The organism is Campylobacter lari (assembly GCF_004357905.1).
Taxonomy (GTDB): Bacteria; Campylobacterota; Campylobacteria; order Campylobacterales; family Campylobacteraceae; genus Campylobacter_D; species Campylobacter_D lari_D.
In genome coordinates, this window is record NZ_SMTT01000001.1 from 48,152 (window position 1) to 69,671 (window position 21,520).

General features: G+C 28.8%; 18 protein-coding genes. 14 read left to right on the plus strand and 4 right to left on the minus strand.

Features of this window, described 5'->3' with window-relative positions; translation table 11 throughout:
• Nucleotides 1–4: 4 nt before the first annotated feature.
• Both E2O22_RS00275 and sstT read right to left on the minus strand, forming a co-directional pair.
• Nucleotides 5–883, minus strand: a complete 879-nt coding sequence (locus E2O22_RS00275) for an aspartate carbamoyltransferase catalytic subunit (RefSeq protein WP_133318702.1) — start codon at nucleotides 881–883, stop codon at nucleotides 5–7.
• Nucleotides 884–892: 9 nt separating this feature from the next.
• The gene (gene sstT / locus E2O22_RS00280; RefSeq protein WP_133318703.1) at nucleotides 893–2,119 is read right to left on the minus strand and encodes a serine/threonine transporter SstT; all 1,227 of its coding nucleotides are present in this window, start codon (nucleotides 2,117–2,119) and stop codon (nucleotides 893–895) included.
• A 129-nt stretch (nucleotides 2,120–2,248) separates the two neighbouring features.
• On the opposite strand from sstT, the gene metK reads away from it, so the two are divergent.
• Nucleotides 2,249–3,442: a methionine adenosyltransferase gene (metK, locus tag E2O22_RS00285; RefSeq protein ID WP_133318704.1), complete on the plus strand. Its 1,194-nt coding sequence runs from the start codon at nucleotides 2,249–2,251 to the stop codon at nucleotides 3,440–3,442.
• Between the two features lie 10 nt (nucleotides 3,443–3,452).
• Here metK and E2O22_RS00290 read toward each other — a convergent pair whose 3' ends face one another.
• Complete coding sequence (locus tag E2O22_RS00290) at nucleotides 3,453–4,775, minus strand: apolipoprotein N-acyltransferase (RefSeq protein ID WP_133318705.1); 1,323 nt, start codon at nucleotides 4,773–4,775, stop codon at nucleotides 3,453–3,455.
• On the opposite strand from E2O22_RS00290, the gene yajC reads away from it, so the two are divergent.
• The 13 genes from yajC (at nucleotide 4,745) to hpf (ending at nucleotide 18,815) form a co-directional block, all read left to right on the plus strand.
• Nucleotides 4,745–5,020 carry a preprotein translocase subunit YajC gene (gene yajC, locus E2O22_RS00295; protein WP_039618686.1) on the plus strand — a complete coding sequence of 92 codons (276 nt, stop codon included), beginning with the start codon at nucleotides 4,745–4,747 and terminating at the stop codon, nucleotides 5,018–5,020. The genes E2O22_RS00290 and yajC overlap by 31 nt on opposite strands.
• The gene (secD, locus tag E2O22_RS00300) at nucleotides 5,013–6,593 is read left to right on the plus strand and encodes a protein translocase subunit SecD (RefSeq protein WP_039628546.1); all 1,581 of its coding nucleotides are present in this window, start codon (nucleotides 5,013–5,015) and stop codon (nucleotides 6,591–6,593) included. Before yajC ends, secD begins: the two co-directional genes overlap by 8 nt.
• Nucleotides 6,593–7,564 (plus strand): protein translocase subunit SecF, encoded by a 972-nt coding sequence (gene secF, locus E2O22_RS00305; RefSeq protein WP_133318706.1) that lies wholly within the window; start codon nucleotides 6,593–6,595, stop codon nucleotides 7,562–7,564. Before secD ends, secF begins: the two co-directional genes overlap by 1 nt.
• Before the next feature lie 2 nt (nucleotides 7,565–7,566).
• On the plus strand, nucleotides 7,567–7,908 hold the full coding sequence (locus E2O22_RS00310; protein WP_133318707.1) for a DUF6394 family protein: 342 nt from the start codon (nucleotides 7,567–7,569) through the stop codon (nucleotides 7,906–7,908).
• A gap of 8 nt (nucleotides 7,909–7,916) precedes the next feature.
• The gene (gene leuS / locus E2O22_RS00315; protein ID WP_133318708.1) at nucleotides 7,917–10,349 is read left to right on the plus strand and encodes a leucine--tRNA ligase; all 2,433 of its coding nucleotides are present in this window, start codon (nucleotides 7,917–7,919) and stop codon (nucleotides 10,347–10,349) included.
• Nucleotides 10,346–10,843, plus strand: coding sequence for an LPS assembly lipoprotein LptE (gene lptE / locus E2O22_RS00320; protein WP_133318709.1), 498 nt, complete (start codon nucleotides 10,346–10,348; stop codon nucleotides 10,841–10,843). Before leuS ends, lptE begins: the two co-directional genes overlap by 4 nt.
• Nucleotides 10,844–12,211, plus strand: coding sequence for a hypothetical protein (locus E2O22_RS00325; protein WP_133318710.1), 1,368 nt, complete (start codon nucleotides 10,844–10,846; stop codon nucleotides 12,209–12,211).
• A 1-nt stretch (nucleotide 12,212) separates the two neighbouring features.
• Nucleotides 12,213–13,382, plus strand: coding sequence for a Mur ligase family protein (locus tag E2O22_RS00330; RefSeq protein WP_133318711.1), 1,170 nt, complete (start codon nucleotides 12,213–12,215; stop codon nucleotides 13,380–13,382).
• Nucleotides 13,369–14,280, plus strand: coding sequence for a M23 family metallopeptidase (locus E2O22_RS00335; protein WP_243705623.1), 912 nt, complete (start codon nucleotides 13,369–13,371; stop codon nucleotides 14,278–14,280). The genes E2O22_RS00330 and E2O22_RS00335 overlap by 14 nt, the downstream gene beginning before the upstream one ends.
• Entirely contained in the window at nucleotides 14,208–14,612 is a 405-nt protein-coding gene (locus E2O22_RS00340) for a bactofilin family protein (RefSeq protein WP_133318713.1), read from the plus strand. The genes E2O22_RS00335 and E2O22_RS00340 overlap by 73 nt, the downstream gene beginning before the upstream one ends.
• Nucleotides 14,602–17,541: a transcription-repair coupling factor gene (mfd, locus tag E2O22_RS00345; protein ID WP_133318714.1), complete on the plus strand. Its 2,940-nt coding sequence runs from the start codon at nucleotides 14,602–14,604 to the stop codon at nucleotides 17,539–17,541. The genes E2O22_RS00340 and mfd overlap by 11 nt, the downstream gene beginning before the upstream one ends.
• Nucleotides 17,538–18,218, plus strand: a complete 681-nt coding sequence (locus tag E2O22_RS00350) for an endonuclease III domain-containing protein (protein ID WP_133318715.1) — start codon at nucleotides 17,538–17,540, stop codon at nucleotides 18,216–18,218. Before mfd ends, E2O22_RS00350 begins: the two co-directional genes overlap by 4 nt.
• A 78-nt stretch (nucleotides 18,219–18,296) precedes the next feature.
• On the plus strand, nucleotides 18,297–18,815 hold the full coding sequence (gene hpf, locus E2O22_RS00355) for a ribosome hibernation-promoting factor, HPF/YfiA family (RefSeq protein ID WP_133318716.1): 519 nt from the start codon (nucleotides 18,297–18,299) through the stop codon (nucleotides 18,813–18,815).
• A gap of 33 nt (nucleotides 18,816–18,848) precedes the next feature.
• Here hpf and E2O22_RS00360 read toward each other — a convergent pair whose 3' ends face one another.
• Entirely contained in the window at nucleotides 18,849–21,392 is a 2,544-nt protein-coding gene (locus E2O22_RS00360; protein WP_133318717.1) for an AsmA family protein, read from the minus strand.
• Nucleotides 21,393–21,520: the final 128 nt, after the last annotated feature.

Sequence of the window (21,520 nt, forward strand, 5' to 3'; positions counted from 1 at the left end):
GATTTTAGCTTTCTAAAATGAGTTTTTTTAATACAGCCATTCTAATGGCAACACCATTTTTAACTTGAGTTAAAACCTTGCATCTTTTATCAGCCATTACTTCATCACTAATATCGATATTTCTATGCACAGGACCAGGATGTAAGATAATGAGATTTTTATCTTTTATTAAATCTTTGCTAATACAAAAATCATTTGCATAATCTTTAAGCGATGCATAGGTTGGAATATTGTGTCTTTCAGTTTGTGTTCTAAGACTCATGATAATATCAACATCATCAATAACTTCTTTTAGTTTATTTGTTTTTTTAATAGGATAATTTGGCATAAAATGAGGCGGGGACACTAGGGTGATATCAATACCAAAACGAGGTAATAATTCTAAATTTGAAGCAGCAACGCGTGAGTTTTTAATATCTCCTACTATCGCTATTTTTTTACCTTTTACATTATAGTTAAAATGCTCCATTATAGTAAAAAGATCAAGCAAAGCTTGGGTAGGATGAGCGTGTTTACCATCGCCTCCATTAACTATAGGACAATGAGTGTAATTTGCTAAAGTATGAGGCACGCCTGAGTTTTTGTGTCTAACTACAATAGCACTTGGCGCCATTGCGTCTAAATTTGCAGCAGTATCAAAAAGTGTTTCGCCTTTGCTTGAACTACTTCTTGAAACATCTAATTTTAAAACTTTAGCACCTAGTCTTCTTGCGGCTGTTTCAAAGCTTGATTGAGTGCGTGTTGAATTTTCAAAGAAAATTGTTGTGACACTTTTTCCTTCTAAAAATGTACGCGGTTTTTCATCTAAAAATTCTTTTGCTTCTTTAAATAAAGTCAAGATTTCATCATTGTTAAAATCTTTTGTAGTAATTAAATGCCTCATAAGTCCTCCTTAAATTTTTAAATTAAGTTCATTATCTGAACAAATAGCACTAAATAAAACATCTGTTGAGCTATTTAAAGCTGTTTCAACGCTATCTTGAATAACCCCTATGATAAATCCAACCGCAACTACTTGCATAGCTATATCATAATCGATATTAAACAAAGAGCAAGCAAGCGGTATGAGTAAAAGCGAACCTCCGGCAACCCCACTAGCTCCACAAGCTGCAAATGCAGCTAATACACTCAAAAGCATAGCTTGTAAAAAATTTATTTCAATACCTACTGTATGAGCTGCTGCAAGACTTAGTATAGCTATAGTTACAGCTGCCCCTGCCATATTAATCGTAGCTCCTAGTGGAATAGAAATGCTATATAGATTATTGTTGATATTTAATTTAGAGCAAAGTGCCATATTTACAGGGATGTTTGCTGCAGAACTTCTTGTAAAAAATGCAAAAACAGCACTATGTTTTAAGCAAATAAAAATCAAAGGATAAGGATTTTTCTTCGTATAAGCAAAGACAATTAAAGCATTAATTACAAAGGCTACAAAAAACATGGTTAAAACTAAAATGATTAATAATTTAATATAACTTAAAAGTCCTGCTGCTCCTGTTTGAGCAACTGAATTAGCCACAAGTCCAAAAATTCCAAAAGGAGCAAGCTTGACTATAAATTTAACGATTTTTAATACACCCTCGTTTATATCAGTAAAAAGTTGTTTTGCATCATTAGAGCAATGTCTTAGAGCAAAACCTCCACCAATAGCCCAAGCTAATATGCTTAAATAATTTCCTGAAGATAAAGCGTGGATAGGATTATCTACTACTTGAAAAAGTAAGGTTTTAAATACTTCGCCTATATGCGCAGGGCTTGTAGTGGAAGCTTTTTCAATATCGGTTAATACTAATTCTACAGGAAAGATAAAACTTATACTAACTGCGCTTAAAGAAGCTAAAAAGGTTCCAAAAATATACAAGAAAATAATGTGTTTTATTTTCTCACTTCCATGATTAAATTCTTTTGTGCAAATGGTTGTTAAAATTAAAATAAAAACTAAAATTGGCGCTATAGCTTTTAACGCTCCTGTAAATAAAGCACCAAAAATATTTGCAAAAATAGCTAAATCTTTAGAAAAAATACCTACTAAAATTCCTAAAACAATACCTATGCAAATTTGTAAAATAAGATTTCCATCTTTATAGCGTTTGATTGCATAAGAAAATAAACTCATTTCTTACCTTTTTTGTAGTGATAAATTTAAATTTATTCTAGCAAAGTAAAGCTTAAATAAGCTTTTTGATTTTTAAGTTAGCTTGTGTTAAAATAAAGCTAGAATTTTTTATGATAAGGAATATAAAATATGTATTTATTTACTTCTGAAGTTGTTAGTGCAGGACATCCTGATAAATGTGCTGATATTATAGCTGATTCTATAGTTGATGCCTTTTTAACTCATGATAAAGACTCAAGGGTTGCTAGTGAGGTTTTTGTAGCAGGAAATAAAGTAGTAATTGGTGGTGAGATTAAATCAAAATATAAACTAGAAAAACAAGATTATGAAAATATTGTAAAAAAAGCTCTAGCAGATATTGGTTACAATGGAAATCCGCATTTTAGCAAAAAACAATGTTTGCATCCTGATGATTTAGATGTAATGGTATTTTTAAATGAGCAAAGTCCTGACATCAATCAAGGTGTTGATCAAGAAGATGGAGAGATTGGAGCAGGTGATCAAGGTATAATGTTTGGTTTTGCAAGCAATGAAGCAAAAGAATATATGCCAGCAGCTATTTCTTATGCTAGAATGCTTTGTGATAAAGTATATGAGTTTGCAAAAAACAATCCTGATAAACTTGGAGTAGATATTAAAACTCAAGTTACAATTGATTATGCAAATAAAGAAAATTTTGAAAATTGCAAACCTCAAAGTATCCATACTATTGTAGTTTCAGCTCCTTGTGTTGAAAGTATGAAAATAGAAGATTTAAGAGCTTTGGTGATGGATTTGATTTTGGATTCAAATTTACCAAAAGAGCTTTTTTGCCCAGAAAAAACAAGAATTTTAATCAACCCAACGGGAAAATATGTAAATCACAGCTCATTACATGATAGTGGTTTAACAGGAAGAAAGCTTATAGTAGATAGCTTTGGTGGCTATGCTCCAATAGGAGGTGGTGCACAATCTTCTAAAGACTATACTAAGGTTGATAGAAGCGGACTTTATGCTGCAAGATGGCTTGCTAAAAATATTGTAGCAGCAGGGCTTGCTAAAAAATGTATAGTACAACTTTCTTATGCTATAGGTGTGGCTAAACCAACTTCTGTAAGTGTGGATTGCATGGGAACAAATACAAGATTAAATGATGATATTTTAAGTGATTTTGTGATGAAAACTTTCCCATTAACTCCAAATTGGATTAAAAATAAATTCAATCTTGATAAACCAAGTAAAGATACTTTCATGTATGCTGATGTAGCTGCTCGTGGTCAAGTGGGTCAAGCTGATTATCCTTGGGAAAAATTAGACGCACTTGATGAATTTAAGGCATTATAAAATGAAGCTTTTAAGCTTCATTTTGCTTTAAAAGTTTTTCTTTTATCTTTAAAATCAATACTTCTTTTGGTTTAATTACCGCATTTTCTTTTCCATTAACTGCATGATATATACTTACATTATAATTATTTGCATAAAAACGCATTAGAAAATTTTGTAATTTATACTCACTTGAAAAATTAAACCAAGCATTGTTTGAAATAGCGATGATGATTTTTGAGTGTTTGTAAAGTTTTTCTTTTGTAGCTTCAAAGCAGATAGCATTAGTGATGAGCTGATTATTTAGAGTGTATTGATTTAATTCTTTTCCTTTTGAAAATTCATCAATATTTAAAAGATATTTTTTAAAAAAGTTTTTAAATATAGGAATTTCTTCTCCAAAAGGTACAAGATAATGTTTGTTAAAAACTTGTATGTTGCCATTGTCAAATACATAAGTACTATTGTATAGATGATTAGGTGTAGTGCTTATAGCACCTGTGATGATGATGATTTGTTTTGATAAATCTTTTAAGGCTTGTAAATAACTTGGTGCTTTATTTAATGCAAAAGCAAAAGCAGTTTCAGGAAAAATAATTGCTTCTTTACCTTCTTTTATGGCCTTGTTGATTTGATAAAATATATCTTTAGAATGAGTTTGTAAATTTTCTTGTATGAATTTTTGATCTTGAGAGATATTAGTTTGGATTAATTTATAGTCTAAATTTAGTGTTTGTGATTGTTTTTGATTATATTGAGCTCCGATTAGAATAAGGATTAGAATAATTGCTATTTTATAATATCTTGAAATATATTTTTCATAATAAAAATAAGCAGTCAAAAACATAGTTATAATACCTCGGTAACTTGCATCAAAGATTCCATATACACTTAAAACACCCCAATTTAGCCAATCAAAGCCAAAAGGATGAATAAAACAAAGTAAAAAAATTCCACAAAGCCTTAAAAAATCATATTTAAGAAAAAAACATATAAAAAACAAAAATCCATAAATTAATCCAATTAAGATAATTTCTAAAGGAATTAAATAAGCTAAATTAAAATAAATTGATGATAAACCTATCCACCAAAACCATAAAATTCCTATAAAAAAACCGGTGTAAAAATATCCTGCTTTACTTTTGTTTCTTAGTAATAAAATTAAACCATATATGCTTAAAAATGGTGAGATAAATTCGAAAAGTAAATTTTCAAAAAAAGAAAAATAAATAAAATTTGACAATAAAAGTGCAGAAAAAAAGGCTTTTATTATTTTAAAAGTGGTAGAATTAGAATTTATGAACTTAAAAAAAAGGGGAAGAAATGGCAGAAAACGGAAATATTTGGACTTCATTGTTGCCTCTCATTGTGCTTTTTGCGATTTTTTATTTTTTGGTTATTAGACCACAACAAAAACAAGCAAAAGACCATAAATTGATGGTTTCATCTTTAGAAAAAGGAGATAAAATCATCACAAATGGTGGGATAATTTGCGAGGTGGTAAAACCAGAAGAGGATTTTATCAAAGTTAAGCTTAATGATGAAAATGTAGTTGTAAAAATTTCTAGAGATTTTATAGCAAAGAAAATTGATGCGTAGTGGAAAAATTACTTATAGAAGTATTATTTTCTTTGTAGTTTTTCTTATAGGGCTTGTTTTTTCTATACCTTCTTTTATGCAAACCCAAAGTGGTGCTAAGATTAACCTAGGACTTGATTTACAAGGTGGTTTGCATATGTTATTAGGTGTAGAAGTAGAAGAGGCAGTTAAGTCAAAGGTTAAATCCATAGCCTCTTCTCTTAGTTATTCTATCAATAAAGAAGATATTATTGTTGATAAAATCAAAGTAAATGATACTAGTATTGAATTTAGTTTATTGGATGAAAATGATGTAGCTAAGGTTGATTTGTTGTTAAAAGACATTAAAGGCTTGGCTATTACACACGAAAATTTACACTACACACTTTCTTTAACCCAAGAAGAAATTAAATTAACTCATGAACAAGCTATTTTGCAAGCTGTAGAAACAATTAGAAATAGACTTGATCAATTTGGTCTTGCAGAGCCAAATGTAGCAAGATCAGGTGAGGATAAAATTTTAGTTGAACTTCCAGGTATTAAAACTGCTGCAGATGAGGCTAGAGCTAGAGAGCTTATCGCAAAAGCTGCACATTTGCAATTAATGGAAGTAGATGATGTTAGAATGGATCAGGTAAATAATCTTACTCCAGCTCAGGCTGCTGAATATGGAGATTTAATTTTTGAAGATGCAAAAAATCCTCAAATTAAATATCTAGTAAAATCTATACCTATTCTTGATGGTTCTATGCTAACAGATGCAAAAGTAGGTTTTGCGCAAAGTAATAATCTTCCTGTGATTAATTTCACCTTAAATTCGGAAGGTGCTAAAAAATTTGGAGACTATACAGGAAATAATGTAGGCAAACGCTTAGCTATAGTTTTAGATAATAAAGTATATTCAGCTCCAAGAATTAATGAAAGAATAGGTGGAGGTAGTGGTCAAATTAGTGGTAGCTTTACTGTTGAAGAAGCTCATGATGTGGCCATTGCTTTAAGAAGTGGGGCGCTTTTAGCACCGGTTAAAATGCTTGAAAAAAGAAGTGTTGGACCATCTTTGGGTGCTGATAGTATTAAAATGAGTATGATAGCCCTAGCAGGTGCTTCTATATTAGTTATTGCATTTATGGTGATGTATTATGGTATAGCAGGAATTTTTGCTAATATTGCTTTAGTGGCAAATATTTTAGTGATTATTGCTGTAATGGCTATGTTTGGTGCAACTTTAACTTTACCTGGTATGGCAGGACTTGTACTGACTGTGGGTATGGCAGTAGATTCTAATGTTATTATTAATGAAAGAATTAGGGAGTTATTGCGAGAAGGTGCTAGCATAAGGCAAAGTGTTGAAAATGGTTATAAGCATGCAATGAGCGCGATTTTAGATTCTAACATTACTTCGCTTATTACTTCAGTGGTACTTTATGCTTATGGAACAGGTGCGGTAAAAGGTTTTGCGGTGACTTTGAGTATTGGGATTTTAGTTTCGATGATTACTTCTATTGTTGGAACTCATGGTATGTTTGAAATGTTTATGAACCGTATGGAAAAAAGCAATAATACAAGATTATGGTTTGGATATAGGAGACCTTAATGCAATTTTTTAGTCAAAAACATGTTTATGATTTTATGAGAATGAGATTTGCAGCCATCTCTTTGTCTTTTATTTTATTTTTTGGTTCTATTTTTATCCTTTTTACTAAGGGTTTGAATTTTGGTATTGATTTTACCGGTGGAACTTTAGTGCAACTTCAATATGAGCAAAAAGCTCCTTTGGCTGAAATTCGCAAAGCTTTAGCTATCAATGAAAATTTAAAAGGTGCTAGTGTTACTGAATTTGGTAGTGCTAATGAAGTGATTATTCGTTTTTCAGGAAGTAGCGATAGCTTGGGAAGTGACATTGGAGTAAGTATTGCAAATTTATTAAAAGATACAGGTAAATTTGAAGTGCGCCGTGTGGATGTGGTAGGTCCAAAAGTAGGAGATGAACTGCGTAATAAAGGTCTTATGGCGGTTGGAATTTCTTTGATTGCTATTTTGATTTATTTGGCAGTGAGATTTGAATGGCGTTTTGCTATGGCTTCTATTGTGTGTGAAATTCATGATATAGTCATTACTTTAGGCGCTATTGCATTATTTGAAATAGATGTAAATTTAGATATTTTGGCGGCTGTTTTAACTGTGCTTGGATATTCTTTAAATGATACGATTATTATTTTTGATAGGATTAGAGAAGGTGTTAAAACAAGTAAAAATTCAAAACTTGATTTAATTATTAATGAATCAGTTTCTGCAACTTTATCAAGAACTACTTTAACAACGGGTTTAACTTTAATCACTGTTGTAGTGCTTTATTTCTTTGGTGGATCTATGATAGAAGGTTTTGCTCTAACTATGATAGTGGGTATTGTGGCAGGTACTGCAAGTTCTATATTTGTAGCAAGTCCAGCACTTTTATGGTTTAAATTTAGTGTTACGCAGTATCGTCAAAAAGAATTAGAAAAAGTAAAGAAAAAACAAGAAAAAGAGAAATTAAGAGCGATGTATGAAAAAGGAACGGTGTAAAAATGAATTGGGGTAAGGTTATTTATATCTTTTTTGCTCTAATGAGCTTAACTACAACCGCAGGATTTTTATATGATCAAAATGAAGTTGCATTATTTATTGCAGCTTGTGTGAATTTAATTTCTACTTTATTGAAAATCGGAGTTAGAAATTTCTTAGCAGCTGAATTATTTGCTAGTTCTTTAGTGGCTGATTTGCATTTAATTCCAGCTTTTGCTTTAATACAAATTAATCCAGAGGCTAATGTTATGGTTTATACTTTAGCAATTGGTGCTTTGATAGCTAATATCTTTTCAATGATTTTAGTTATAGTTGATTCAGTAAAAAGTCAAGAAGAAAATTAGGAGTTAAAATGGCGTATGAGGCAGGTAAAATAGAAAAAAAATGGCAAAAAATTTGGCAAGAAAAAGAATATTTTGAGCCAAAAGATGATTTTTCTTTACCAAAAAAATACATTTTATCTATGTTTCCATATCCAAGTGGTAGAATTCATATGGGACATGTGAGAAACTATAGCATAGGTGATGCTATGGCTAGATATTATAGAAAAAAAGGTTTTAATGTCTTACATCCTATAGGTTTTGATAGTTTTGGTATGCCTGCTGAAAATGCTGCGATAAAACACGGTATTCATCCTAAGAAATGGACTTATGAAAATATTGATTATATGCAAAATGAACTTGCTTCTTTGGGCTTTTCCTTTTCTAAAAAAAGAATGTTTGCTACTTCTGATCCTTTATATACTAAATTTGAGCAAGAATTTTTCATTAAAATGTATGAAAAAGGACTTGTTTATACTAAAGAAGCTGAAGTTAATTGGTGTGAGAATGATAAAACAGTCTTGGCAAATGAGCAAGTTGAAGATGGCAAATGTTGGCGTTGCGGACATGAAGTCATTAGAAAAAAAATGCCAGGATATTATGTAAAAATTACCGCTTATGCAGATGAATTATTGCAAGATCTTAAAAAATTAGAAGGAAAATGGCCAAGTCAGGTTTTGACTATGCAAGAAAATTGGATAGGTAAAAGCACAGGGCTTAGTTTTGATTTTGATATAGAAGAAAATGATAATAAAATCAGTGCAAAAAAGATCAATGTTTTTACAACAAGAGCTGAGACTATTTATGGAGTGTCTTATATTGCTTTAGCACCTGATCATGAAATAGTAAACGAATTAATTGATAAAAAATTACTAGATCAAGATACTATCATAAAAATTCAAAATATACAAAATCAAACACCCCGCCAAAGACAAGCTGCGCCAAAAGAAGGATATTTTTTAAATCTTCATGTAATCCATCCACTAAGTAAAGAAAAAATTCCTTTATGGGTAGCTAATTTTGTTTTAAGTGATTATGGTAGTGGGGCTGTTATGAGTGTGCCTGCTCATGATGAAAGAGATTATGAGTTTGCAAAAACTTATAATTTAGCTATAAAAAAAGTAATTTATAAAGATGAAAATGATGCACAATGCTACACTTTAAAAGAAGGTGTTTTAACCAATAGTGGCGAATTTGATCAATTAGAATGTAATGATGCTAGAGAAAAAATTAGTTTAAAAATTGAATCTTTGGGTATTGGTAAAAAGGTTACCAATTTTAAAATTCGTGATTGGGGTGTTTCTAGACAAAGATATTGGGGTGCTCCTATACCAATGATTAAGTGTAATTCTTGTGGCATAGTTCCTCAAAAAATAGAAAATTTACCTATTACCTTGCCTGAAGATGTGATTATAAATGGAGAGGGAAATCCACTTGATAAGCATGAAATATGGAAAGAGTGCATTTGTCCAAAATGTGGTAAAAAAGCACAAAAAGAAAGCGATACTTTAGATACTTTCTTTGAAAGTTCTTGGTATTTTGCGCGTTTTGCAAGTGATGATAAAACATGGCAAGAAAAAGCAGTAGATGAAAAAAGTGTTAATTATTGGATGAATGTTGATGAATATATTGGCGGGATTGAACATGCGATATTGCATTTACTCTATGCTAGATTTTTCCAAAAAGCACTTAGAGATTTGGGTTATTTAAAAGATGATGAGCCTTTTAATAGACTTTTAACCCAAGGAATGGTCACTAAAGATGGTGCTAAGATGAGTAAATCTAAGGGTAATGTAGTAGATCCTGATTATATTATAGAAAAATATGGAGCAGATAGCGCAAGATTGTTTATATTGTTTGCTGCACCACCTGCTAAAGAACTTGAATGGAACGATAGTGCGCTAGAGGGTGCGTTTAAATTTATCAATAGGCTTTATGAAAAGGCTATGAGTTTAGAATGTGGAAAATTACAAGAAATTGATCATCAAAGTTTAAATAAAGAAGAAAAATATGCTAGATTAAAAGTATATGAAGCTTTGAAAAAATCTTTTGAAGTTTATGAAGAAAGTTTTGCCTTTAATACCTTAATAGCTGCATGTATGGAAGCTTTAAATGCCTTAAATGCTATAAATCATAAAGAAGTTTTAAAAGAAGCTTTTTATATTATTTTAAATATTTTAGAGCCTATTATCCCTCATGTTTGTTTTGAGCTTAGCGAGCATTTGTTTAAATGTGAAAATTTTAAAGTATTAAAAATAAAAGAAGAAGTTTTTGTAAAAGATAGTTTTAATATAGCTATTAGTGTTAATGGTAAAAAAAGAGCACAGATTGAAATAAATTCAGAGGCTAAAGAAGATGAGATTTTAGCTTTGGCTAAAGAAAATGTTGCAAAATGGCTAGAAGGAAAAACCATTGTAAAAGAAATTTATATTGATAAGAAATTGGTAAATTTGGTGGTTAAATGAAAAAATATTTAATATCTTTTTTTGCTTTTTTTATTATATCTTGTGGATATATCCCATCATCTCAAATGGCAAGTAGGGTTTTGGGTGAAAATGTATTTTTGAAAATCAATATTAGTAAACAAGATCCCGAAAATAGTGTTTATATAACAGATATTTTAAGAGAAGCTATGCTTAATAAGCTTGGCAGAAAAGTCACAGATGAGCATAATGCAGATAGTTCTATTATAGTTACGATGAAAAAGTTAGAATTTCATCCTATGGTGTATGATAGAAATGGTTATGTAGTTAATTATAAAGCAGAGCTTTACTTGGAATTTCTTATGCGTTATAAAAATGGTAAAGAAGAAGTTGTAAATACCAAGGGAAGTTATAATTTTGATATTAATCCAAATTCTATTATTAGCGATCAAGCTAGATTTGAAGCAATTAAAAATGCATCAAGTGAGGCTTTTGATGAATTTGTTTCTATCATAGCTATTAGGGGTTATAAATAAATGGCAAGTCATATCAATGAGATTGCAAAAGAAACATTGATAAAATTAAAAGAGCGTAAGTTGCATCCAACTCCTGAAAATTATAGTGAGGTATTTGAAGAATGTGCTAAAAAAGCGGGAGTGATGAGTTTTAATAAAGCAAGGATAGAAAAATATACTAATCTTTTAGATGATATTTATAAGCAAGAGCTAAAAGGAAAAAGCATTCGAACTATTGATGAGTTTTTGATGTTTTTAGTTTCTAGACTTAATAGGCAAGTAAGTAGAAAATATGAAGATGTTTATGCTTTGCTTGATTTGATTGTGCAACAGCTTAGTATTAGCAAAGATAAAAAAATCAAAGAATTAGCAAAAATTACTCAACACAGATTATCTCAAGCTATGGATTTAGAAACCATATATCTTTTAAGGGCTAAATGGAGAGAGCTTGAAAAATCTTATGAGGATTATGAGCTTTTAAAAAAATTAGAAGAATTTAATATTCGAGCGTTTTTGGATTTTCACACTTTAGTTGAAAAACTCATTGTTATGTTAAAGGAGAGATCTTATGAGAAGCAGGCTGAACTTTTACTAGCTTCTTTGGAGTCTTTGTTTGGAGCAAGTAAAGAGCTTGAGCAGTTTAAACAAAATTTAAAAGAAAATCCTAAATTAATTGCCAGGAAAGAATTTGCACATGAGTATTATTTAATGTTGCAAAAAAAAGAAGCAACAGATAAATATTATATACAAAAAAACCTTTCTTTTTTTAATCAGCACTTAGAAAGCTTAAATGAAATGGTATCAAAGCTTTATGATAACAGCCAAGAAGATGTGAAATTTATTAATGCTTTAACTAAAGATGAAAATGGTAATGTTCAAATTAATTTTGATACACTAAAAGATAAACTTTTGTATGCAAACGAGCAAATAGCGCAAATTAAAACTCAAATTCAAGCTACAAGTGATGATGAGCAAAGAGAGCAGTGGAGTCTTGCTCAAGAACTTAAAAAACTTGATGAAAACTATAAGCTTTATGCTGTTAATTATGCATTATGTTTTTTTAAAATTAATAATATAGAGCATGTTATTAATGTTTATGGTGTTGATAGTTTTAAGGCAATTAGTGGAAAGTTTAAAAAGATACTTAAAGATTTATGTAAAGATATGGGTGAAATTTGGATTTTAGATGAAAGTTCTTATTTGGTTATACTTCCAGGTAAAAATTTAGAAAGTGCTCAGATTTTTATAGAAAAAGCCTTAAAGCTTATAGATGATTATAAATTTATTTATAAAGAAGAAGTGGTTAAACTTATTTTATCATCTTCTTACATAGAAAAAAAAGAATTTCCAGATGGTGATATTTTAAAAGAATTAATCCAAAAAGCTTAGCATGAAATTTCAACAAACACTTTCACAAAAAACTATGTATGTGCAAAAAATTAGTAGATTTTTTATGTTTAGCATGTATGAGAAGTATAAAAAATTTATTCCAAAAACTAAAAATATCCAAATTATTGGCACTAATGGTAAAGGAAGTACGGGTAGATTTTTAGCGCTTTTACTTTTAGAGCAAGGATATAAAGTAGGTCATTATACAAGTCCACATATTTTTGAATTTAATGAAAGATTTTGGTTAAATGGTAAAATTGCAAGCAATGAACTTTTAGAAAAAGCGCATGAAAAACTAGAAAGTGTTTTTTTGGAAGATGTAAAAAAACTTAGTTATTTTGAATACGCTACTTTTTTAGCTTTTTTTATTTTTAAAGATTGTGATTATGTGATTTTAGAAGCCGGAGTAGGTGGGGAGTATGATGCGACAAGTGTTTTTGAAATAGATTTTAGTATTTTTACTAAAATAGGATTTGATCATCAAGATTTATTAGGTAAAAATTTAGAAGAAATAGCAAGAACAAAATTAAAAGCCATGAGTGCTAAAGCTTTAATTAATCATAAGCAAGAAGCAAAAGTATTAAATTTGGCTCAAAAAATAGCAAATTTAAAACAAGCTAGTTTAAGTATCAGTTTGCTAGAAAAAAATAATTTTATTTATCCTTATGTGCAAGAATATATTCAAAAGCACAATTTTGCAACTTTTTTAAAAGATAATCTTTTTTTAGCTTTAGAAGCTTTTTCTAAAATTTGTGCTAAAAATGAAAAAGAATTGATTCAAAGTATCAAAAATCTACCAAAACTTGATTTAAAAGGAAGGTGCGAGCAAATAAGTCAAAATATTTTTATTGATGTAGGACATAATGAAATGGCGGCTTTAGCTTTAGTTGAAATTTTCAAGGAAAAAAAAGTTCATTTAGTTTATAATTGCTTTTTAGATAAAGATTCTTATAAACTTTTAAAGGTCTTAAAACCTATAATAAAAATAGTTGAAATTTATGATTATGAAAGTAAAGATAGACCTTTGGCGGGTTCTGTTTTGCTAGAAAATTTAGAAAAATTAGATATTGTTTATCAAAAATTTGAACAAATAAAAAAGGATGAGTTATATTTAGTTTTTGGTTCTTTTGTATTGGTAGAAAAATTTTTAAGAGGCTATAATGAAAGATAAATTTACGCTAACTATTACAGATGTAAATGGTTCTAGACATTTTTTATTAAGTCAGATTATAAAAAAAGTAATAATTTATTTTACTACTTTTGTTTTTGTTGTTATAGTTTTAGGTGCTTTATATATTAATTATCTAGCAGATAAGCGTTCAGAGCTTTTAAAAGAACAAGAAATATTATCTTCAAAGAATACTAAATTGTTTTCTCAAAATGAGAGTATGCAAAAAAGTTTAGAGGAAAAAACAGCCTTATATGATGAACTCCAAACCCAACTTGCAGATATTGAGGATAATTTAGGCTTAAAGCAAGATGAAAGTTTAGATATACCAGAAAGATTAGAAAAAGTCAAACTTACTAATGATCAAGCTTATTTATTTTTAACACAAATTCCAAATGGTCATGTGATAGAAGATAATGGAGTCACAGGTAATTTCGGATGGCGTCATCATCCTATATTAAATAAAAAAGAATTTCATCCAGGTATTGATTTAAGAGCAGCTTTAAAAACTCCTATTTATGCGCCTGCAAATGGAGTGGTTGAATACGCTGCATATAGCAATAATGGTTATGGTTACTCAGTGATTTTGATCCATAATTTTGGTTTTAAAACGGTTTATGCGCATATGACGCGTCAGGATGTTGTCAAAGCAGGGCAATTTGTAAAAAAAGGTGATTTGTTGGGTTATACAGGAAATACAGGTCTTTCTACGGGGCCGCATCTGCATTATGAGGTTAGATTTATTAATAAACTTTTAGATCCTAAGATTTTTATAGATTTAAACCGAAAAAACTATGAACAAATTTTTGAAAAAGAAAGGAGAGTGCCATGGCAATCTTTAATAAAGGCTCTATTGCTGCAGTATCCGAAACTACAGTCATTTCAAACGGAGCAAAAATAGAAGGAAAATTTTATTTTGATTCTATGCTTCATTTAGATGGAGAAATCACAGGAGTAATTAATTCTTCTAATGTGATAGTGGTAGGTAAAAGTGGTGTTTTAAAAGGACAAGTTAAGGCAAGTAAGATAGTAATCAATGGAGTTTTTGAGGGAGAAATGCAAGTTGATTCTTTAGAAATTTTATCCGGCGGTGTACTTAATGGTAATATCATAGTTAAACAATTAAGTATTGAAAATGGTGGGAAATTTAACGGAAGTAGTAAAATAATTGAAAAAGAAGAAGAGCTTGCAACTATTGATGTGAGTATAGAAAATTCAGAAAATGCAAGCTAAATTATATGAATATTTATTAAGTAATAAAACTGAGTTAATAATTTGTGAGAATGATAAAGAAGCAGATGAATTAGCTCAAGTTTGCTTATTTTTAAAATTAAAAACTTTTATTTTACCTGATTTTAGAGCAGAATTTGGTAGCGATTTACGCTCTTTTTCTAAAGAACTTTTTGAAATTTGTAAAGTATTAAATGCTTATCATAAAGAAAATGAAAATAAAATTTTAATATCTCCTATAAAAACAATTTTGCAAAAGTTACCAGGTAAAAAGCATCTAAAAAACATTATTCTTAAAAGAAATTCACTTCTTGCTTTAGAGAAATTTAAAGAAGAAATTTTACATAGTGGATATGAGTTTGTAGATATAGTTCAAGATAAGGGTGAAATTTCAATACGCGGGGATATTATAGATATTTTTGCGATTAATGAAGAACAACCTTTTAGAATTTTACTTTTTTCAGATGAGATAGAAAGTATAAGATATTTTGATATACATACACAAAAATCAATCCCTACTGAACTCTCCAATATAGAAATTTGTCCTTTTTTGAGTGCTTTTAGTCAAGAGCAATATGAAAATTTACAAGAAAAAATTCAAAATTTCCAAAGTCAAAGCATTATAAATGATGTTAATTCTTTAGGTTTTTGGTGTGTTGATGATTTTTGTGATTATTTAGATTTAAATTTTGTAAGCATAAAAAAATTTGATGTAAATGATTTTGAAGAAGATATTAGCAAAATCAATCAAAATATTTTATCTGAACCAAGATTTTATAAAGATTTGGTAAGTTCTTATAATTATGATTTTTTCACTTTTCACAAAGATAAAAAAATTACTATTTTGGCAAAAAATGAAGCTTTGTTTAAAGCTTTAAATTTAGAAGAATTTTCAAATATTAAATTAAAAATATCCCAAGAAAGAATTAATTTAAGTACTCAAGATGAGCTTATCATATCTTTAAATAAAAAAGAAAAAAACAAAAGAGTTAGAAAAGCAAGTTTGGTAATAGATGAGCTTAGAGTTGGCGATTTTGTTGTGCATGAAGATTATGGTGTAGCTAAATTTTTAGGTCTTGAGATTATTGCAATAGCGGGAGCAAAAAAAGAATTTGTCGCTCTTGGGTATTTAAATAACGATAAGCTTTTATTGCCTGTTGAAAATTTATATATGATTGATAAATATATCGGTGCAAGTGGTGGCGTGCCTTTACTTGATAAGCTTGGAAAAGGAAGTTTTTTAAAAATCAAGGAAAGATTAAAAGAAAAATTATTTGCCATTGCTTCAAATATAGTTTCTTTAGCAGCGGCTAGAGCTTTGATAAAAGCAAAAGAATTAAAAATTTCTCAAGAATTACAAGATGAATTTATCAATAAGGCAGGATTTTTTTACACTAAAGATCAAAGTCAAGTTTGTCAAGAAATCACTCAAGATTTAAAAAGTATGCAGGTGATGGATAGGCTTTTAAGTGGCGATGTGGGTTTTGGTAAAACAGAAGTTGCTATGAACGCTATATTTACTTGTGTAAAAAGTGGTTATACGGCTTTATTTTTTGTGCCAACTACTTTGCTTTCAGCCCAGCATTTTAAAACCTTAAAACGAAGATTTGATTCTTTTGATATAGAGGTTTTTAAGCTAGATCGTTTTACTAGTGCTAAAGAAAAAAAACAAGTTTTAGCATTTTTAAAAGAAAATAAGCCTTGTGTAGTGGTTGGAACGCATTCTCTTTTAGGGGTTGAGTGTGAAAATTTGGGTTTAGTCGTGATAGATGAGGAGCATAAATTTGGTGTAAAACAAAAAGAAAAACTCAAGGAACTAAGTAAAAATTCACATATTCTATCTATGTCGGCAACGCCTATACCAAGAAGTTTAAATCAAGCTCTTAGCTCTTTAAAGTCATATAGTGTTTTACAAACTCCACCTGAGGATCGTTTGGATGTGCGTACATTTGTTAGAGAAAGTAATGACGCTTTGATTAAAGAAGCTATTTCAAGAGAATTAAGAAGAGCAGGACAGATTTTTTATATACACAATCATATAGCAAGTATTGATGGGTGTAAAAAATATCTTTTAGATTTGTTTCCAAATCTAAAAATTTTAATCTTGCATTCTAAAATTGATGCAAAAACTACTGAAGAAGAAATGATTAAATTTGAAAATAAAGAATATGACTTATTGCTTTGTACTTCTATAGTTGAAAGTGGTATTGATTTAGCAAATGCAAATACTATTATAGTAGAAAATTCAGATCGCTTTGGTATGGCTGATTTGCACCAACTTAGAGGAAGAGTAGGGCGTAGTGCTAAGCAAGGATATTGTTATTTTTTGATTGAAGATAAGGAAAAAATCACAAAAAATTCTTTAAAAAGACTTATGAGTTTAGAGAGCAATTCTTATTTAGGCTCAGGAAGCGTGCTTGCTTACCATGATTTAGAAATTCGTGGGGGTGGAAATTTATTAGGTGTGGATCAAAGTGGACATATAGAACAAATTGGTTATAGTTTGTATCTTAAAATGTTAGAAGATGAAATTAATAAGCTAAGTAAAAAAGAAGAAATTAAAGAGAAAAAAATAGATCTAAAGCTTAATATCAATGCTTTTTTAAATAGTGAGTATATTAGTGAAGATCGTTTGAGATTAGAACTTTACAGAAGACTTAGTAAGTGTATGAGTGCTAATGAAGTTTATGAGATAGAAAGTGAGATGAATGATCGTTTTGGAAGGCCTGATATCTTCACAAAGCAGTTTTTGGATTTAATTATCATAAAAATTTTAGCTAGCAAACATTATAAATTAGTGAGCAATTATGAACAAAATATTTGTTTTGTAAAAGATGATGAGAGCAAAGAAGTCATTAAAGCAAAAAGTAAAGACGATGATGATGTAATTGAGGCTATTTTGATGCATTTAAGAAAGAGTGAAAAAGCATGAGTGGATATGAAATTTTTAAAGCTTTAGTTAATGCAAATATTGATTATAAAGATTTTGAATGGCTAGAAAATAATACTTTAAGTGAGTTTGAAATTTTAATTTCTGTAGTTTTAACTCAAAATACAAACTGGAAAAATGTATTGAAAGCTTTGACAAATTTAAAACAAGCAAATATTGCTAAGATAGAAGATTTATCAAAGTTAAACACTCAAGATTTAGCGTTTTTAATAAAGCCAAGTGGATTTTATAATACTAAGGCAAAATATATTAAAAATTTTACTCAAAAATATTTTCAATACTTTAATTCTTTTGAGCTTTTTAAAGAAGAAGTTGATAGAGAATGGCTTTTGGATATTAAGGGTTTTGGTCAAGAAAGTGCTGATGGAATTTTAAATTATATATGCAAAAAAGAAGTTTTAGTAGTTGATGCTTATAGTGCAAAAATAGCTAATTATTTAGGCTATGAGTGTCAAAGTTATGATGAGTTGGCAGATTTTTTAAAAAAAGACATAACTAAAAATCAACAAGAATTGTGTGTTTTATTAAAAAAAGAATGTAAATTATATGAGCTTTATCAAATTTTTCATGCTTTAATTGTTTCTTTTTGTAAAACACACTTTCAAGGTAAAAAACTTTCAGAGGATGGTGTACTTATTCTAGATCCTTTAAAATTTTAAATTTATTTTTTATTTAAAAAGTTATTTTTTTACGATTAAAGTGCTATAATGTATTTAACTTCATAAAAAGGAGAAGTAATGAATACAAGTATAGTTGGAAAGCAATTTGAGCTAACTGAGTCTATAAAAGAGTATGTGGAAAAAAGCTTTGATGCTTTAAGTAAATATGGCTTAGATGTGATTTCTGCGCGTTGTGTTATAAGTGCTGATGAAAGGCATGGAAAGAAAGGATTTTGGGCTGAATTTAGCATTAATCTAGCCGGTATTAATACAGTGGTTGTAAAGCAAAAAGATAAAGACTTATATGCTGCTATAGATTTAGCCATTGATAGAATTTCTAAGGTTTTAAGAAGATTGCATGATAAAAATATTACCCATAAACATCAAGATGAGATAAAAGAAAATTTAGTATTACCGAGCTTGATTGAGGAAGATGAGATAGTTCCAACAGAACTTGAGCTATATAAGCCTTTGGAAATTGAAGAAGCATTGGAAAAATTAAAAGCAAGTAAAGATATATTTTTAGTTTTTAATGACATAGATGCAAAAATGAGGGTGTTATATAAGAAAAAAGATGGTAAATTTGGTTTATTTTAATAAAAATCTAGCCTTTTTTAAAGGCTAGATTTATTAGAAGAGTTTGTTAAAAATTTTATCTATTGCTTGATCTACTTTTTTACCTGTATTTTTAGCACCATCACTAGCATTTCCACCTATTGTATTAACAATAGAATTTACAACACTTTTTGTATCAAGACTTACTTTAGGATCTTGCGTTGTTCCTTTTATAACACCTTTGAAGTTTGCTCTATCAATGACGATATTAAAAGGAATGTTTAATTTGGTACTTTTTGTATCAACCTTACCTTTGCTAATATTTATATTGCTTCTATCAGCCACTAGGTTTAAATTTAAATCTATAAGATTTTTGTTGATATTTATTTTGGCTTCACCGTTGCGATATACATCTTGAGTGATATCTTTTTGTAAAAGTAACATTAAAGCACCTGTGATGAGATTTTTCTTAAGTTGCCCATCGGCTAAATTCATTAGCACTACACCACTTTCTTTTAAAAGATTATAATCAATGCTTAAATTTGATTTTGCTTGGTAATAATCAGGTAAATCTAAGCTTTGAGTTAAATTTGAAAGATCGGTATTTTGCATTTTAGCGTTAAAAATATTATTTTTTAAAGTGGCATTTAATGAGCCGTTAAATATATTTTTACTATTAATACTTGCATCTATTAAAGCGTTTTTAAAATCAAATTTTCCTTCAAAATCAGCCTTGCCTTTTAAGTTTCTATCAACTAAAAATCCTAACTTAGAAAAATCTTGCAATGATATATTATAAGTGCTTATTAGATCCATTTGATTAAGATCAAATTTACCTTTTAATGAATTAATATTTGCAAATGAACTTAAAACTTTAGCGTTAAAATCAATGATTGATTTAGAAATTTTTCCATCAAGATTGATTTTTGCTGAAGTATTCTTTGGAAATTTTTTCTCTAAAAGCTTGGATAATTCTACTTCATTAAAAGAAGAATTAATATTTGCTTTAAAATCACCATTAATATTGTTAAAATCAAGTGACTTTAAGTCAATATCTGCATTTACATTACCAAATGCTAAAACTTTTTGTCCTATCAAAGGAAAAAGTTGTTCTAATTTTATATTATCAATTTTTGCTTGTAAACTTTTTCCATTGGATTTTGCATTGATAAGCCCTTGCATGATTTTAATATTTGCATCAAGATTTTGAATTTGATTTGACTTAAGATCAACTTTGGCATCTAAATTTAAAGGTCCATTGAGATCTTGTTTGGTTAAAGGTTTTAATTTGTTAAGATTATCTATAAAAGCACTGATTTGTACATTTAAATCTTTGTTTGTAAGGTTATATGAACCTTTTAGTTGAGGTATTTTTGCTAAGTTTGAATCAAGTAAAGCTTCATAATCAATCAAAGAATTTTTCGCATTTGCTTTAGCTTGTAAGTTAAAATTTGTTTTTGGAAAATCAAGATTGCTTAGTTTTTTAAATTCCATAACATTTATATTTGCATTGTTTAACCTAGTGTTTAGATTGAAATTTTTAAAATCAAGCCCTTGTGTTTTTAAATCTAAAACTAATTTAGAATTAATAAAGGCAGGTATGGATATGGTTTTTAAAAGTTCTGCTACTTCTATATTAGTTGTATTGATATTAAGATTATTATTTTCTAAAACAGCTTTTAAGCTACCACCAAATCCAAGTAAGTCAGCATCTAATTTTTGTAATTGATTGTTTGCAAAAAGTAAATTACCTTGAATTTGACTTTTACCTTGGAGTTTCATTTTGGCTAGAGATGAAAATTGATTAAAATCATCTATTTTGATATCAAAATCACTAGTTAAGCTTTGTTTTGCTATATCATAAATGCTTTTTTGTATATAAAGTTTGAAGAAGTTGCTTAAAATTTCACTTTTAGAAATAACTTCATTGCTTTGGATTAAAGATCTTATTTCACCTTTTATATAGCTTTGTTTTGGTAAGCTTAGATTAAAATCTTTTTCAATTAGAGTATTGTTGATAGAACTTGTGTAAAAATTAATCAAAGCATTACCATTTGGTTTTAAATCTTTAGCTTGTATATCACTTATAATACTAATTTTTCCTTGAGCATATCTTGGTAGATTAGCAAAATCTAAAATTTGAGCCAAATCTATATTTTTACCAATAAATTCAAGATTTATAGGAGAAAAATCAACAATTTTTGCATCTAAGCTAAGATTAGAATCAAACAAAAACCCATTACCTTTTACTAAAAAATCACTACTTTTACCTACAGCACTACCTTTAAATGTAAAATCTTTATCACTTTTTAAGCCAAGATTTTGAATATAGTTTTGTTTAAGTCCTAAAAGATAGTTTAAATTAAATCCTAGTCTTAAAGGTGATATGCCACCTTCTATGTTAGCAAAAAATTTATCATCAATATTTGCTTTAATGTCAAGTTGTGAAAAACTAATTTTAAAATTTTCAAATTTAACATTCATACCACTTTTTTGAGCAATAATCGTTTCGATTCTTGGCTTTAAAAAAGCATTACCCATGCTTGTAAATAATAATGTATATATAGCTAGAAATACTATACACACTACACCTAAAAGAATGTAAAGAATTTTTTTCATGAGAAACCTTTATAATAATATATCATATAAATTTAGTGATATAGACTAAACTTATATGATATATTTTACTTAATTTATTGACAATTAACTTTCTTTAATGTATAATTCTATCACTCAAAAACAAAGAG

Coding starts and splice junctions, on each gene's coding strand:
- mfd (WP_133318714.1), top strand. CDS start 14,602: ATGCAAGCTAAATTATATGAATATTTATTAAGTAATAAAACTGAGTTA.
- secD (WP_039628546.1), top strand. CDS start 5,013: ATGCGTAGTGGAAAAATTACTTATAGAAGTATTATTTTCTTTGTAGTT.
- E2O22_RS00325 (WP_133318710.1), top strand. CDS start 10,844: ATGGCAAGTCATATCAATGAGATTGCAAAAGAAACATTGATAAAATTA.
- E2O22_RS00340 (WP_133318713.1), top strand. CDS start 14,208: ATGGCAATCTTTAATAAAGGCTCTATTGCTGCAGTATCCGAAACTACA.
- secF (WP_133318706.1), top strand. CDS start 6,593: ATGCAATTTTTTAGTCAAAAACATGTTTATGATTTTATGAGAATGAGA.
- metK (WP_133318704.1), top strand. CDS start 2,249: ATGTATTTATTTACTTCTGAAGTTGTTAGTGCAGGACATCCTGATAAA.
- E2O22_RS00330 (WP_133318711.1), top strand. CDS start 12,213: ATGAAATTTCAACAAACACTTTCACAAAAAACTATGTATGTGCAAAAA.
- hpf (WP_133318716.1), top strand. CDS start 18,297: ATGAATACAAGTATAGTTGGAAAGCAATTTGAGCTAACTGAGTCTATA.
- E2O22_RS00350 (WP_133318715.1), top strand. CDS start 17,538: ATGAGTGGATATGAAATTTTTAAAGCTTTAGTTAATGCAAATATTGAT.
- lptE (WP_133318709.1), top strand. CDS start 10,346: ATGAAAAAATATTTAATATCTTTTTTTGCTTTTTTTATTATATCTTGT.
- sstT (WP_133318703.1), bottom strand. CDS start 2,119: ATGAGTTTATTTTCTTATGCAATCAAACGCTATAAAGATGGAAATCTT.
- E2O22_RS00360 (WP_133318717.1), bottom strand. CDS start 21,392: ATGAAAAAAATTCTTTACATTCTTTTAGGTGTAGTGTGTATAGTATTT.
- yajC (WP_039618686.1), top strand. CDS start 4,745: ATGGCAGAAAACGGAAATATTTGGACTTCATTGTTGCCTCTCATTGTG.
- E2O22_RS00290 (WP_133318705.1), bottom strand. CDS start 4,775: ATGAAGTCCAAATATTTCCGTTTTCTGCCATTTCTTCCCCTTTTTTTT.
- leuS (WP_133318708.1), top strand. CDS start 7,917: ATGGCGTATGAGGCAGGTAAAATAGAAAAAAAATGGCAAAAAATTTGG.
- E2O22_RS00275 (WP_133318702.1), bottom strand. CDS start 883: ATGAGGCATTTAATTACTACAAAAGATTTTAACAATGATGAAATCTTG.
- E2O22_RS00310 (WP_133318707.1), top strand. CDS start 7,567: ATGAATTGGGGTAAGGTTATTTATATCTTTTTTGCTCTAATGAGCTTA.